Source organism: Streptomyces sp. NPDC052396, assembly GCF_044593195.1.
Taxonomy (GTDB): domain Bacteria; phylum Actinomycetota; class Actinomycetes; order Streptomycetales; family Streptomycetaceae; genus Streptomyces.
Genome location: NZ_JBIUAW010000001.1, coordinates 936,462 through 948,791 on the forward strand (window position 1 = coordinate 936,462; position 12,330 = coordinate 948,791).

Below are 12,330 nucleotides of genomic sequence, written 5' to 3' on the forward strand. Positions count from 1 at the left end.
CACCATGCCAGGGGAGGGGTCAGGACACCGCCTTGGGGGTGATGAAGCCGCAGTCATAGGCGGCGATCACCGCCTGGGTGCGGTCCCGTACGCCCAGTTTGGCCAGCACCCCGGCCACATAGGTCTTGATGGTGGCCGCGCCCAGGAAGAGCCGTTCGGCGATCTCCGCGTTGGACAGGCCCAGCGCCATCAGCCGCAGCACCTCCGCCTCCCGGTCGGACAGCCGGGCCCGCAGCTCGGCGGCCCGGGCGTCGGTGGCCCGCCGGCCGGCGTGGGTGGCGGCCAGATTGCGCACCGCGGCGGGGAAGAGCAGCGAGTCGCTGCGCGCCACCATCCTTACGGCATGCACCAGTTCGGCGGGTTCGGCCCGTTTGAGGAGGAAACCGGAGGCGCCGGCGTGCAGGGCCTCATAGACATAGCTGTCGTTCTCGAAGGTGGTCACCACGACGACGCGCGGCGGCTCGGCCATGGTGGCCAGGATCTGCTCGGTGGCCCGGATGCCGTCCACATCCGGCATCCGCACATCCATCAGCACAATGTCCGGCCGCAGTTGGCGGGTCACCGACACCGCCTCCGCCCCGGTGGCGGCCTCGCCGACGATCTCCAGGTCGGGTTCGGCGCCGAGGATGACGCGCAGCGCGGTGCGGATCATCCGCTCGTCGTCGGCGAGGACGATACGCAGGGGAGGGGTGGCGGGGGAGTCGCCCATCGGGTCACCGGTCAGCTCGCTCATCGGCCGGCTCCCTGCAGGGGCAGGCGTACCGACAGCCGCCAGCCGTCGTCCCGCCGTTCCGCCGTGGCGCTGCCGCGCAGCAGCCGGGCGCGCTCGGCGATGCCCGCCAGCCCCCGTCCGCCGCCGGCGCGGCGGGCGGCGCTGCCCGTGCCGAGGGGATTGTCCACTGTGACCTCCAAGTTGTCGTCGTCCACATCGATCCGCAGTTCCACGGGCACCGGACCCGCATGGCGCAGGGCGTTGCCGAGCCCCTCCTGGACGATCCGGTATGCCTCCCGGGAGACCACCGGCGGCACCTGCTCCAGCGGGCGCCCCCCGGCGGTGAGGGTGACCGTGCCGCCGGCCGCCCGGGTACGGGCCAGCAGGCCGTCCAGATCGGCCAGGGTGGGCGCGGGGGCGGCGGAGGCGGCCCCGTCCTCCTCGCGCAACAGCCCCAGTACGGTGTCCAGTTCGCCGACCGCCTCCCGGGTGGTCTGCTCGATGGCGGCCAGCGCCTCCCGGGCGAACTCCGGGTCGGTGGCCAGCACCGTACGCGCCGCGCCGGCCTGCAGCAGCACCGCGCTGAGGGCGTGCCCCACCGAGTCATGCAGCTCCCGGGCCAGCCGGTTGCGCAACGCCAGCTGGTGGGCGCGGTGTTCGGCCTCGGCCAGCCGGTCGGCGGGGCTGGGCCCCAGCAGCCGGGGCGCACAGCGGGCCAGTACGGTCCCGGCCGTCCAGGCGGTGCCGATCAGCAGGGCCAGCAGGGCGAGACCGGTGAGCGGACCCAGCACCGGCAGCCAGGGGCCGTCCGCCCAGCGCGCCCAGGCCAGTTTGAGCAGGGTCTTGCCGTGGCCCGTCAGCGGCAGGACGATCAGCCCCACCGCGGCCGGTGGCGCGGCCAGCGACATGCCGCTGACGATGCCGCCCAGCAGCACATGCAGGGTGAAGTAGAGCGCGGGCCGGACCCGTTCGGCCCAGGTGCCGGCCGGTCCGGTGGCCAGTTCGCCGTCCGGTGCGGTCAACGCCCGGGCCGCGGCGCCCTCCAGCGGCCGGACCAGCCGGGACAGCAGAGCGGACAGCGCCGCCAGCGGCACGGCCACCAGCAGGGAGGAGGCCTGGAAGACCACGACGTCTGCGGGGTGCATGTGCGGTTTCACCAGGAACGACAGCAGCACCGTCGCCAGCAGGTAATACGGCATCAACAGCGCGCCGCCCAGCAGCAGATGCACCCAGCGCAGCCGGGCCCGCGCTCCCAGCGCGGCACGGGCGAGCGCGCGCGGCGCGGCCGTCATGGCCTGACCGCGCACGCCGCACGCCGGGCCAGCAAGGGGAAGATGACCCAGGCCACCAGCAGTCCGATGATCATCTGCACAGCGTAAGTGACCACGGACAGCGGGGTGATGGCGTGGTCCTTGGTGGTGGCGAGCATCGAGACGAGCATCCAGCCGCCCCAGGAGCAGAGCATCGCCGCCCCCACCCCGGCCAGCAGCAGCGGCAACCGCAGCGGAAGGCGTCCGCCCCGCAGCAACAGCAGCACCCCCGCCATGGTCAGGGTGGCGAACAGCACATAGCCGGACTCCACGATGATGAAGTCACTGTTGTGCTTTACGCCGGTCGCGGCGGGGAGCCCGGAGCGCAGGCCGCAGGCCCACAGCAGATGGACGGTGGCGGGCAGCAGGGCCAGCAGGCCGGCCGCCAGGGCCGTGCACCGCTGCCCGCCGGAGGGCGGGATCCCGTCCGGCGCCCCGATCGGTCCGCGCCAGAGGTGACCCCAGCGTTCCCGGGCATAACGGAGGAACAGTGCGCCCAAGGTCAGTCCCTGGACGATGAATCCCGTATAGACCACCATGAACACCCAGTCGTCCAGGAACGGTTCCTTGTCCCCCGAGGTGCCGGCCGGGCCGGTGAGGCCGAGGGCCCGGCCGAGCAGCTGCATCGGGAAGCCGTACATGATCTGCGCCAGCAGCCCCACCGCGTTCCACATCGGAAACAGCAGCAGCCAGGCCGGAACCCGGCGGCCCCAGGGCCGGGTGAGCAGCAGGGCGAGCATGACCACGGCGCCGTCCATCAGCACGGTCACCGCATTGCCGTACACCATCACCGCCTGGTTGTGCCGCAGCGGGCTGCCCTGGGGGACCCCGATCCGGCTTCCCGCGATCCAGGCGATCTTGAGGGTGAGGTAGGGGATACAGGCCACGGTGGTCACCGCCCGCAGCACGGCGGGCAGTGACCGGGTCGGCGTCGGGATGGTGTGTGAGTCCGTGGTGGTCATGGCGAAAGCCTCGCCCGGCCGGGGCCGGGGCCGCCTCGGCCGTGCCGCTGATCGGTCTCCGCCATGCGGCGGAGCCGCCCTCAGCCCTCCCGCCGCCGGGCGATGAACTGCACCCGGGTCGTGGTCCCGCCGTGCAGGGCCGGGGTGGTGTCCTGCTGCCGCACCAGTTCGGTGAAGCCATGGCGGGCGAGCAGCTCCTGGAATGCCTCCGGCGGCTGGTGGACGAAGACCCCGCCGTCCTCGGTACGGAAGGTCCCATAGGGGCCGGCCGCCGCCCGCCGGTAGCGGTCCAGGCTGAGTTCATCGCTCTGCAGCGGGACATCGCTGAGGTACAGCACCCCGCCCGGGCGCAGCAGCCGGGACAGCTCGGCCATGGTCTCCTCCCTGGCCGCCGGGTCCGCGACGGAGGTCAGCACGGCGAACAGCAGCGCCGCGTCGAAGGAGCCGTCCGGGAACGGCAGCGGCAGCGAGGTGAGCCGGGTGATACGCAGCCCGGGATGGCTGCGGGCGGCCCGGGCGATCAGCGCGGCGGAGGGTTCCACGCCCTGGACGTCCCGGTAGCCCAGTTCGGTCAGCCGGGCCAGCAGCCGGCCGTAGCCGCAGCCGTAGTCCAGGATCCGGTCCCCGGGATCCAGCCAGCGGGCCAGCAGTCCGGGGTCCGGTTCATGGGTGAAGGTGCAGGCCGCCCCGGTGGTCTCCCAGTAGCCGGCCGTATCGTGATCGTGTCGGGAGGTCATGCCCGCACGCTAGCTCCGGCCGGTCTCCGGGGACCCCGGCTATGGACGAATCACGGACGATGGGCCATTAATGATCGCGTGACCATCAGTGACGCTTCACTCCCCTACCGTCAGGCAGCGCGTGGACCCGTGGGAGTGGACGGGATACTGCGCGTCGCCATGGGTTTCCAGGCATCCAAGGTGCTGCTCACGGCGGTCCGGCTGGGCCTGTTCACCGAACTGGCCGAAAAGCCGCTGCACTGCGAGGAGTTGCGCACCCGGCTGGGCCTGCACCAGCGGTCCGCGCGCGACTTCTTCGACGCCCTGGTGGCGCTGGGCCTCCTGGAACGCTCCGGCGACCCCGACGGCGCCTATGCCAACACCCCCACCACCGACCGGTACTTGGACCGCGCCAAAGCGAGTTACCTCGGTGGCTTCCTGGAGATGGCGGACAGCCGGCTGTACGGGTTCTGGGGGTCGCTGGAGGAGGGGCTGCGCACCGGCAGACCGCAGAACGAGATATCGGACGGCGCCGGGCTCTTTGAGACGATCTACCGGGACCCGGCGCGGCTGGCCGGGTTCCAGCAGGCCATGACCGGGCTGTCGCTGCGGTCCGCGCACGCCCTGACCGAGGCGCTGGACTGGTCGTCCCACCGCACCGTCGCCGACATCGGCTGCGCCGAGGGCGCGCTGCTGAGCCATCTGCTGCACCACCACCCGCAGCTGCGCGGCACCGGCTTCGACCTGCCGGCGGTACGGGGCAGCTTTGAACGCCATCTGCGCCGGCACGGCCCGGCCGACCGGCTCGCCTTTATGGCCGGCGACTTCCTCACCGGCCCGCTGCCCGGCGCCGATGTGCTGCTCTTCGGCCACATCCTGCACAACTGGGACCTGCCCACCAAGCGGATGCTGCTGGCCAAGGCCTACCGGAGCCTGCCCGAAGGCGGCATCGTGGTGATCTACGAGAGCCTGATCGACGACGACCGGCGGGAGAATGTGATGGGGCTGCTGATGAGCCTGAACATGCTGATCGAGACGCCGGGCGGATTCGACTACACCGGCGCCGACTGCCGGGCCTGGCTGGCCGAGGCGGGGTTCCGGGAGAGCCGGGTGCGGCACCTGGCGGGCGCGGAGTCCATGATCGTCGGCCGCAAGTGAGACCGGCCGCGGACCGCGGGTGAGACCGGCCGCGGACCGTGAGTGAGACTGGCCGCAGGTGGGACTGGCCGGGAGGGGCGCTAGTGATACGGGAGAACAGGTGACGGGCGAGGTGCTGCGGATCAAGGGCCGGGTGCTCATCGGACCGGACGAGGTGCGGGACGAGGTGTGGGCGGTCGGCGGCCGGCTGACCTTCGACCCGCCGGCCGGGGCACGTGAGGTGACCACCATCGAGGGCTGGGCGCTGCCCGGTCTGGTGGACGCGCACTGCCATGTGGGCCTGGACGCCCATGGGGCGGTGGACGAGGCCACCACCGAGAAGCAGGCGCTGACCGAACGGCACGCCGGGGCGCTGTTGTTGCGGGACGCGGGCTCGCCCTCGGACACCCGCTGGATCGACGACCGGGAGGACCTGCCGCGCATCATCCGCGCCGGCCGGCATATCGCCCGTACCCGCCGCTATATCCGCAACTACGCGCATGAGATCGAGCCGGAGGACCTGGTGGCCTATGTGGCCCGCGAGGCGCGGCGCGGTGACGGCTGGGTCAAGCTGGTGGGCGACTGGATCGACCGGGAGACCGGCGACCTGTCCTTTGTCTGGCCCCGGGGGGCGGTGGAGGCGGCCATCGCCGAGGCGCACCGGCTGGGGGCGCGGGTGACCGCGCACTGTTTCGCCGAGGAGTCGCTGGCACCGCTGGCCGAGGCCGGTATCGACTGTGTGGAACACGCCACCGGGCTGACCGAGGACACCATTCCGCTCTTTGCCGAGCGGGGGATCGCCATTGTGCCGACCCTGGTCAATATCGCCACCTTCCCGCACCTCGCCGAGCGCGGCGAGGGCAAGTTCCCGCGCTGGGCGGACCATATGCGCCGGCTGCACGCCCGCCGCTATGCGACGGTGGGCGCAGCCCATGACGCCGGGATCCCGGTCTATGTCGGCACCGACGCGGGCGGTTCGCTGGCCCATGGCCTGGTGGCGCAGGAGGTGGCGGAGCTGGTCAAGGCCGGCCTCCCGGCCCCCGCCGCGCTCCGGGCCGCCTCCTGGGGTGCCCGCGAATGGCTGGGCCGCCCCGGACTGGAGGAGGGCGCGCCCGCCGACCTGGTGGTCTACGGTGCGGATCCGCGTGCGGATGTCCGGGTGCTCGGTGCGCCGCGACGGGTCATTCTCCGGGGACGCGTGGTGAGTTGAGCGACCGCTGAATCGAATAGGGTGCCGAAAACCCCTCTTTGGAGTGAACTGGCCCTGGATCACTGCTAGTTCACTCTTCCGGGGTCGACCATTGCGTGGTCGATGCCGACGGCGCGCGATGTCCCCCATGGGCGCGCCGGCGGCTCCTTTCTTCATGCAAAGGTTCCCACACACGTGTTCAGCACCAACAACGCCTCCTTCGGCATGCCCGTACGCACCCTCGCCGCCCTGGGCGCGGCCGGGGCGCTGGCCGTCGGCGTCACCCCCGCGTACGCCACCGGCGACCACGGCCGGGCCGGCGCGGTCGTCCTGCGTACCGGACTCGATGTCTCCCTGCTCGGCCGGGCCGTCCATGTCCCGCTGAACGCCTCGCTCAACGAGGTGACCGCGCCCGCCGACGCGGAGAAGAAGGCCCTGTCCGTCACCCTGGACGGCGCCCAACAGGGCCGTGCCATCGAGGTGTTGCGCGCCGAGGTGGCCACCGCGCGGGCCACGGCCGACGCGCACACCGCCCGGGGCTACGCCAACCTGGTACATGCCAAGGTGCATCTGCCCGGCCTGCCGCTGCTCTCCCTGGTCGAGGTGGACCAGGTCACCTCGGAGGCGGTGTGCCGGGCGGGCCACCGGCCCTCCGCCACCTCCAACCTGCTGGGCTCGGTGACCGCCCTCGGCAAGAAGGTCACCCTCACCACCGGCGGCACCACCAAGGTCGGCGTCCCCGGCGTGGGCGAGGTCCGCCTGGACCTCTCCAGGACCAGCGTCACCTCCCGCACCGCCGCCGCCACCGCACTTCAACTGGCCGTCTCCGTCAACCCATTGAAGCTGGGCGTGGCCGAGGTCCATGGCACGGTCACCCTCGCCCGGGCCACCTGCCAGTCACCCGAGGCCCCGGCCGCGAAGACCGCCTCCTCGGACACCAAGGGCACCGACCTCAAGCCGCAGACCGCCGCCGACAAGCCCCTGAACCACCAGCACCTCGCCCAGACCGGCGGCTCCTCGGCCACCCCCTATATCGCGGCGGCGGCTGGGCTGCTGGTGGTGGGCGGCGGCGGTGCGCTGCTCGTCTCCCGGCGCAGGAGGGACGCGGCGGGGCGGCGGTAGCCGGGGGCTCGCGGGAGCCCTGCCCGGTCATCGGCCCGGGCGGGGCTCCGTGGGTGTTCGCGCCGTGGCGAAGCTTGATCAGCCGGCGTTCGGGTTCTTGCCCACCAGCCGGGTGAGCAGCTCGATGATCTGCGCTTGGTTGCGGTCGAATTTCTCGCCCAGGCTCTGAAGGCCCTCTGCCAGCAGGTCGACCTTCTGGTCGAGGGTTCCCACCTTGCGGTCCAGGCTGCCGACCTTTTCGTCCAGGTCGCCGACCTTCTGGTCCAGGTTGGCGACCTTCTCTTCCAGGTTCCCGACCTGGATCCGGAGGGCCGTCAGGTCGGACTTGACGATGCCGAACTCGCGCCCGGTCGTCTCCTGCGCCTGCTCGAAGCGACGAGTAAGAGCGGCGATCTCGCTCTGGGCGATGGGGGGCTCCTGCCAGGTCAGGTGATGAGGTGGGCACCCGACCCTACAGGCTCGCCCGGCGTTCCGATTCCACGAGAGCCAGGGCCTCCACAAAACGGTCCGTGGTGGTGCCATCACGCACCGCCACCCGCAGGTGGTCCTGGCCCAGGCCCGGGAAGGTGTCCCCACGGCGGACCGCGAACCCCAGCCCGCGCAGCCGGACCCGTACGCCGGCCGCGTCCGGCAGCTGGATGAGGACGAAGGGCCCGGCCGCCGGAGTACGGACGGTCACCGTCTCCAACTCGGCCAGCCGCGCCAGCAGATACTCCCGCTCGGCGGCGATCCGCCGCGCGCCGCGCGCCGCCTCGGCCAGCGCCTTGGGGCCGCAGCACGCCTCGGCCGCGGCCAGCGCCGGCGAGGACACCGGCCATAGCGGCTGCGCCCGCTCCAGCCGGGCGATGGTCCCCGGCGAAGCCAGCACATAACCGACCCGCAGCCCGGCCAGCCCCCAGGTCTTGGTGAGCGAACGCAGCACCACCAGGCCGGGCAGATCGGTGCGCGAGGCCAGCGACTCCGTCTCGCCCGGCACGGCGTCCATAAACGCCTCGTCCACCACCAGGGTGCGTCCCGGGCGGGCCAGCCGGGCCAGCACGGTGGCCGGATGCAGCACGGACGTGGGATTGGTGGGGTTGCCCACCACCACCAGGTCCGCGTCCCCGGGCACGGCCCGGGGATCCAGCCGGAAGCCGTCCGCCGCGTCCAGCACCACCCGCTCCACCGAGTGCCCGGCGTCCCGCAGGGCCGCCTCCGGCTCGGTGAACTGCGGATGCACCACCACCGGCCGCTTGGCCTCCAGCGCCCGGGCGATCAGCACAAACGCCTCCGCCGCCCCGGCCGTCAGCAGTACCCGCTCCTCCGGCAGCCCATGCCGCGCCGCCACCGCGCGCCGGGCCGCCCGGCCGTCCGGGTAGGCCGCCAGCGTCTCCAGTGAGGCGGTGATGTGCTCCCGCAGCCATGCCGGGGGGGTGCCCTGTCGCACATTGACCGCCAGGTCCGTCAACTGGGCACCCGCGCCGCGTACTTCGGCGTCGCCATGGTGGCGCAGATCGGGCTCGGAGGGTATGTGCATCCTCAAACCGTACCGTTGCGGGCGATGGCCACCGTGACCCGGGGCGCCTTCCGCTTGGGCACCACCAGCACCCCACCCGGCCCGGCCGCCAGCAGCGCGGCCGCCTCGGCCACGCTCCCCGTCCCGGCGGTGTCCCGCACCGCCGCCGAGGGGTTCGGCACCCCCTGTCCGGCCAGCTCCACCGCCGGATAGGCCCGGACCGGCAGACCCAGCCGTTCCGCCGCCGCGAGGATGCCGGGCTCGGCGGCCTTGGCATCCACGGTCGCCAGCACGGCGACGACGCCGGGTCCGGCGGCCGCGAGGGCTTCCCCGATGAGACCCAGCACCTCGTCCGGGGTGACGCCGCGGCGGGCGCCGACACCGAGCGTGAGGGCGGCTGCGGGGGCGTTGCTGGTGGGGGCCGGCTTCATGGGGTCATCTTCTCAGCGGGCAGCCGACGGCAAAATCATGGGTGTTCCAACATTGGGCGTGGGATGCCAATGGCACTATGGTGTGCGACCCGCGAGGTTCCAGCTCAAAGCGGCGTGGCTGCCGCGAAGTTGCCATGTTTCTGCAACTCATCCCTTCTGCCTGGCCAAGGGCTGGCGTCGAGAACAGCCGCGGACCTGCCGATTCGGAAAAGGGAGATCCATATGGGTCAGGTCAACCGCCAAGGTGGACGGATCGCACGGGTCAAGAACCCGGAGGCGCCGCGGTCGTCTCCTGCCGTCCGCCAGGCAGAGAAGCCGAAGGACGAGCTGGATGACGATGCCATCATCAAAGGAGTCAGGTACGACGGGACACCCTTCGTCGGCCTGGAGGTTGAGGCGGCCGAAATCGAGGGATGCGTGTTCGAGAGTTCCCGCCTCACAGGCTCCCGTCTGCTCAGGAGCCAGTTCAGCGATTCGCGTTTTGAAACGTGCGACTTCGCAGAAGTGACCGCGCAAGACGTGTCCCTGATCCGATGCGCCGTCCGAGGGAGCCGTTTCACGGGGTCGACTTGGAAGTCAGGGACGTTCAGGGATGTGCGTGTGGAGGGATGCATCAGTGCGCCGGCGCTTTTCCGGCATATGAAGCTCTACAGCGTGCTTTTCGCCGACTGCAAGATGATTGGAGTCGACTTCCAGTCCGCCGATATGCACAACGTGAGGTTTGTCAACTGCGACTTGACCGGTGCGCAGTTCGCCAACGTCAAGACGGGGGTTGTTCGGTTCGAGAACTGCACCCTCATTGACGTGGGAGGGGCCGCAAGTCTCAAGGGCGCAACCGTGCAAGGCCCAGGGGCTATGGAGCTGGCCCTGAGCCTTGCGCGCGAAGCGGGAATCCAGTTCGAGCCGTAGGGCGCATCAATCGGCGAAGACGGCCGGCTGGTAACCCGCGAACTCGGGGCTGGAGATCGTGTCGGCCACTTGGCCGAAGTCGATGTGTTCGGCGAAGCTGCACAGCTCGTCGAGCAGCATCCGACCGTATCCGGTGAAGACCGACCGGTGATTCTTCAAGTCTTCACAGGCATCCCGCAGGGAAGCCGTGTACTGGTCCACAAGTTTGGTCACGCCCTGGCGGTGCTCCATGAACCTTCGGCCCGCCGGCAGGTGAAGTCGGCCACATCGCGTACATCCACTGGTTGGATCAGTTGGTCCGGCTGTCCGGGAGCGAGGATGCTTCCGCCCCGTTCCACGCGACGGAGCCACCAGGGCAGTCGCCCAACGTATTCATGAGGCCCCAGAATGACGCCGGGGCGCAGAATCGTCAGCCGGCCCTCAAGGGCTGCCGCAGCGACCTTTTCGCACCGTGCCTTGTCTTGGCCGTAGGGAACGTTGACGTCTGCTGGCATGCCGACAGCGGGTGGTTCTTCGGCAAGAGTCGGATCCTCCTCCCGCAGCGGCAGGAGCGGCCAGCCCGCGTAGACAGAGACGGTCGACACATAGATGTATCGCGTCGTGGAGTTGGCCAGGATACGCGTGGCGCCTTCAACGGCGGCCAGGGTCATGCCCGAGGTGTCGGCAATCGCCGTCCAAGGGCCGAGCCCGGCGAGCCTTGCAAGGTCGTCGATGTTCGTTCGGTCGCCGCGTACGGATGTCACTCCTTCGGGGTCACGAGCCGACTTCCCTCGGTTGAAGACTGTGACCTGCCACCCGTCGCGGAGCGCTGCCTCGGCGATGGCGCGCCCGAGGAAGTGAGAGCCGCCCAGGACCAGCATCGACTTCGTCATGCGTCGATCCTGCCAGGCCTACCTTGTCGTCAGGTTGCCTATCGTGGAACGGGGCCTGCGTCTTCGGAGAGAGGGTGGGGGCTACGGCAGGATCTCCAGCTGGACGGCGGCCTCATTGTGCTGGATGCCGGAAGTGAGGCAGTCCGTGGGCAGTTGGCGGGGTGGGAAGGTCACGGTCCGCCGTACGAAGTGTCCCGCACCACGCCCTTCGGTGACCCGGCCCGACTGCACGGTGGCCAGGACGCCCGCGACCCGGGCCGTGGTGGCGCTGTCGAGGGCGATCAACGACCGTCCGCCGTCGGCGAACCGGACGGTTTCCATGCCTCCGGCCTTGGACGTGGATACACAGGACGCCACCACCGGGGACGAGTTGAAGACGCCGGTGGCAGCGACGGTGCGGCCGGGGGCGGTGGTGCAGGTGTAGCGCACCTGCGCGTGGTTGCGGGTCGGCTGAGGGGCAAGGGTCAGCGGTGGGTCGTAGCGGCTCATGGAATGGCCCGTGCAGGTGACGGCCCCTTCCCTACCGGCTCCATCCCCGCCGGTCCCGGCCTGGCCGGCCGGTGCCCATACCAACGACGAGACCATCAGTGCCAGGGCCCCCAGCGATACCGCCGTGCCGCGCATCCGGAACACACACCCTCCAACACGTCCGTAGCTGCCGCCTCTTGACTGCCCCCGGGCGCAGCTACCACTCCAGCGCCTCGAAGTATGCCGCCGGCGCGCACCCGCTCGCACGCGCACCTCGACGCGCTGCCGCTCCTGCCCGAACTCACCCCTTGCGGTGACCGCATGAGAGGCGAAGCGGGCCGGGGGTAGGAAGTCACGGGACGAGTGAGCCCTTGTTGAGCCGAAGCGAGCAGGAGGAATCGAGTGGACCGTACGACCACCACCGCCACCACCCCCACCCGGCGGGTTTTCGCGATGATGGACAGGGACGGGGACAGCGTCATCTCGGCGCATGACTACCTCTCCCGGATCGACCGGGTGGTCCAGGCGACGGGGCGTACGGAGGACGACCCGTTGGTTGTCACCGCCCGCGCGGAAGGCGCCAAGGCATGGCGGGCAATGGACGCGAATGCGGACGGCCGGCTGACCTTCGAGGAGTACGACGCCTGGGTGGACGCCGACAAGTTCGACAACATCTGCCGGTTCGCACTGGGGTCGCTGTTCGACCTTGTCGACGCCGATGGGGACAAAGCCCTGAATCAGGCCGAGTTCACCACCCTCCGTACCGCGCTGAACAATCCGCCCGGCAACGCCGAGGCCGCGTTTGACGCCCTGGACACCGATGGCGATGGGCTGGTCGCCCGCGATGCCTATCTGGCGGCGATCCGCGCCTATGTGGTGGGCGACAGCTCCCCGATGGGTGAGGTCCTGTACTGATCGGACCCGCCGTGGTTTTCGGCGGGGAGCACGGGGCGGCAATGGCGGGCGGCGCTCGCGGTTTGGCGGCGCCGGACGGCCTTCGGCTGTGG

At 70.9% G+C, this 12,330-nt stretch carries 15 protein-coding genes; 5 read left to right on the forward strand and 10 right to left on the reverse strand.

Annotation, left to right across the window (positions count from 1 at the left end; genetic code table 11):
* Positions 1 to 19: 19 nt before the first annotated feature.
* From ACIHFE_RS04560 to ACIHFE_RS04575, 4 genes are all read right to left on the reverse strand, one after another.
* Positions 20 to 733, reverse strand: a complete 714-nt coding sequence (locus ACIHFE_RS04560; protein WP_400104279.1) for a response regulator — start codon at positions 731 to 733, stop codon at positions 20 to 22.
* Positions 730 to 2,004 (reverse strand): sensor histidine kinase, encoded by a 1,275-nt coding sequence (locus ACIHFE_RS04565; protein ID WP_400104280.1) that lies wholly within the window; start codon positions 2,002 to 2,004, stop codon positions 730 to 732. The genes ACIHFE_RS04560 and ACIHFE_RS04565 overlap by 4 nt, the downstream gene beginning before the upstream one ends.
* Positions 2,001 to 2,984 carry a hypothetical protein gene (locus tag ACIHFE_RS04570; RefSeq protein ID WP_400104281.1) on the reverse strand — a complete coding sequence of 328 codons (984 nt, stop codon included), beginning with the start codon at positions 2,982 to 2,984 and terminating at the stop codon, positions 2,001 to 2,003. Before ACIHFE_RS04570 ends, ACIHFE_RS04565 begins: the two co-directional genes overlap by 4 nt.
* 80 nt (positions 2,985 to 3,064) lie before the next feature.
* On the reverse strand, positions 3,065 to 3,721 hold the full coding sequence (locus ACIHFE_RS04575; protein ID WP_400104282.1) for a class I SAM-dependent methyltransferase: 657 nt from the start codon (positions 3,719 to 3,721) through the stop codon (positions 3,065 to 3,067).
* A 135-nt stretch (positions 3,722 to 3,856) separates the two neighbouring features.
* Here ACIHFE_RS04575 and ACIHFE_RS04580 point away from each other — a divergent pair, with 135 nt between their 5' ends.
* From ACIHFE_RS04580 to ACIHFE_RS04590, 3 genes are all read left to right on the forward strand, one after another.
* Positions 3,857 to 4,858, forward strand: a complete 1,002-nt coding sequence (locus ACIHFE_RS04580) for a methyltransferase (RefSeq protein WP_400104283.1) — start codon at positions 3,857 to 3,859, stop codon at positions 4,856 to 4,858.
* 112 nt (positions 4,859 to 4,970) lie between these two features.
* Positions 4,971 to 6,047, forward strand: coding sequence for an amidohydrolase family protein (locus ACIHFE_RS04585; protein WP_400104412.1), 1,077 nt, complete (start codon positions 4,971 to 4,973; stop codon positions 6,045 to 6,047).
* A 174-nt stretch (positions 6,048 to 6,221) separates the two neighbouring features.
* Entirely contained in the window at positions 6,222 to 7,148 is a 927-nt protein-coding gene (locus tag ACIHFE_RS04590) for an SCO1860 family LAETG-anchored protein (protein ID WP_400104284.1), read from the forward strand.
* 78 nt (positions 7,149 to 7,226) lie between these two features.
* Here ACIHFE_RS04590 and ACIHFE_RS04595 read toward each other — a convergent pair whose 3' ends face one another.
* Genes ACIHFE_RS04595 through ACIHFE_RS04605 form a run of 3 tightly spaced genes read right to left on the reverse strand, consistent with a single transcriptional unit; the run spans position 7,227 to position 9,074 of the window.
* Positions 7,227 to 7,649 carry a hypothetical protein gene (locus tag ACIHFE_RS04595; RefSeq protein ID WP_400104285.1) on the reverse strand — a complete coding sequence of 141 codons (423 nt, stop codon included), beginning with the start codon at positions 7,647 to 7,649 and terminating at the stop codon, positions 7,227 to 7,229.
* Positions 7,600 to 8,664, reverse strand: coding sequence for an Rv2231c family pyridoxal phosphate-dependent protein CobC (cobC, locus tag ACIHFE_RS04600; protein ID WP_400104286.1), 1,065 nt, complete (start codon positions 8,662 to 8,664; stop codon positions 7,600 to 7,602). The genes ACIHFE_RS04595 and cobC overlap by 50 nt, the downstream gene beginning before the upstream one ends.
* Positions 8,665 to 8,666: 2 nt before the next feature.
* Positions 8,667 to 9,074 (reverse strand): cobalamin biosynthesis protein, encoded by a 408-nt coding sequence (locus ACIHFE_RS04605; RefSeq protein WP_400104287.1) that lies wholly within the window; start codon positions 9,072 to 9,074, stop codon positions 8,667 to 8,669.
* Between the two features lie 222 nt (positions 9,075 to 9,296).
* On the opposite strand from ACIHFE_RS04605, the gene ACIHFE_RS04610 reads away from it, so the two are divergent.
* Entirely contained in the window at positions 9,297 to 9,983 is a 687-nt protein-coding gene (locus tag ACIHFE_RS04610) for a pentapeptide repeat-containing protein (RefSeq protein ID WP_400104288.1), read from the forward strand.
* A 6-nt stretch (positions 9,984 to 9,989) separates the two neighbouring features.
* Here the strand turns inward: ACIHFE_RS04610 and ACIHFE_RS04615 are convergent, their stop codons facing one another.
* The 3 genes from ACIHFE_RS04615 to ACIHFE_RS04625 form a co-directional block, all read right to left on the reverse strand.
* Positions 9,990 to 10,196, reverse strand: coding sequence for a hypothetical protein (locus ACIHFE_RS04615; RefSeq protein WP_400104289.1), 207 nt, complete (start codon positions 10,194 to 10,196; stop codon positions 9,990 to 9,992).
* The gene (locus ACIHFE_RS04620; protein WP_400104290.1) at positions 10,193 to 10,855 is read right to left on the reverse strand and encodes an NAD-dependent epimerase/dehydratase family protein; all 663 of its coding nucleotides are present in this window, start codon (positions 10,853 to 10,855) and stop codon (positions 10,193 to 10,195) included. Before ACIHFE_RS04620 ends, ACIHFE_RS04615 begins: the two co-directional genes overlap by 4 nt.
* An 81-nt stretch (positions 10,856 to 10,936) precedes the next feature.
* Positions 10,937 to 11,344, reverse strand: coding sequence for a hypothetical protein (locus tag ACIHFE_RS04625; RefSeq protein ID WP_400104291.1), 408 nt, complete (start codon positions 11,342 to 11,344; stop codon positions 10,937 to 10,939).
* A 381-nt stretch (positions 11,345 to 11,725) separates the two neighbouring features.
* Between ACIHFE_RS04625 and ACIHFE_RS04630 the strand changes: the two genes are divergently transcribed.
* Entirely contained in the window at positions 11,726 to 12,238 is a 513-nt protein-coding gene (locus ACIHFE_RS04630) for an EF-hand domain-containing protein (protein ID WP_400104292.1), read from the forward strand.
* Positions 12,239 to 12,330 lie beyond the last annotated feature (92 nt).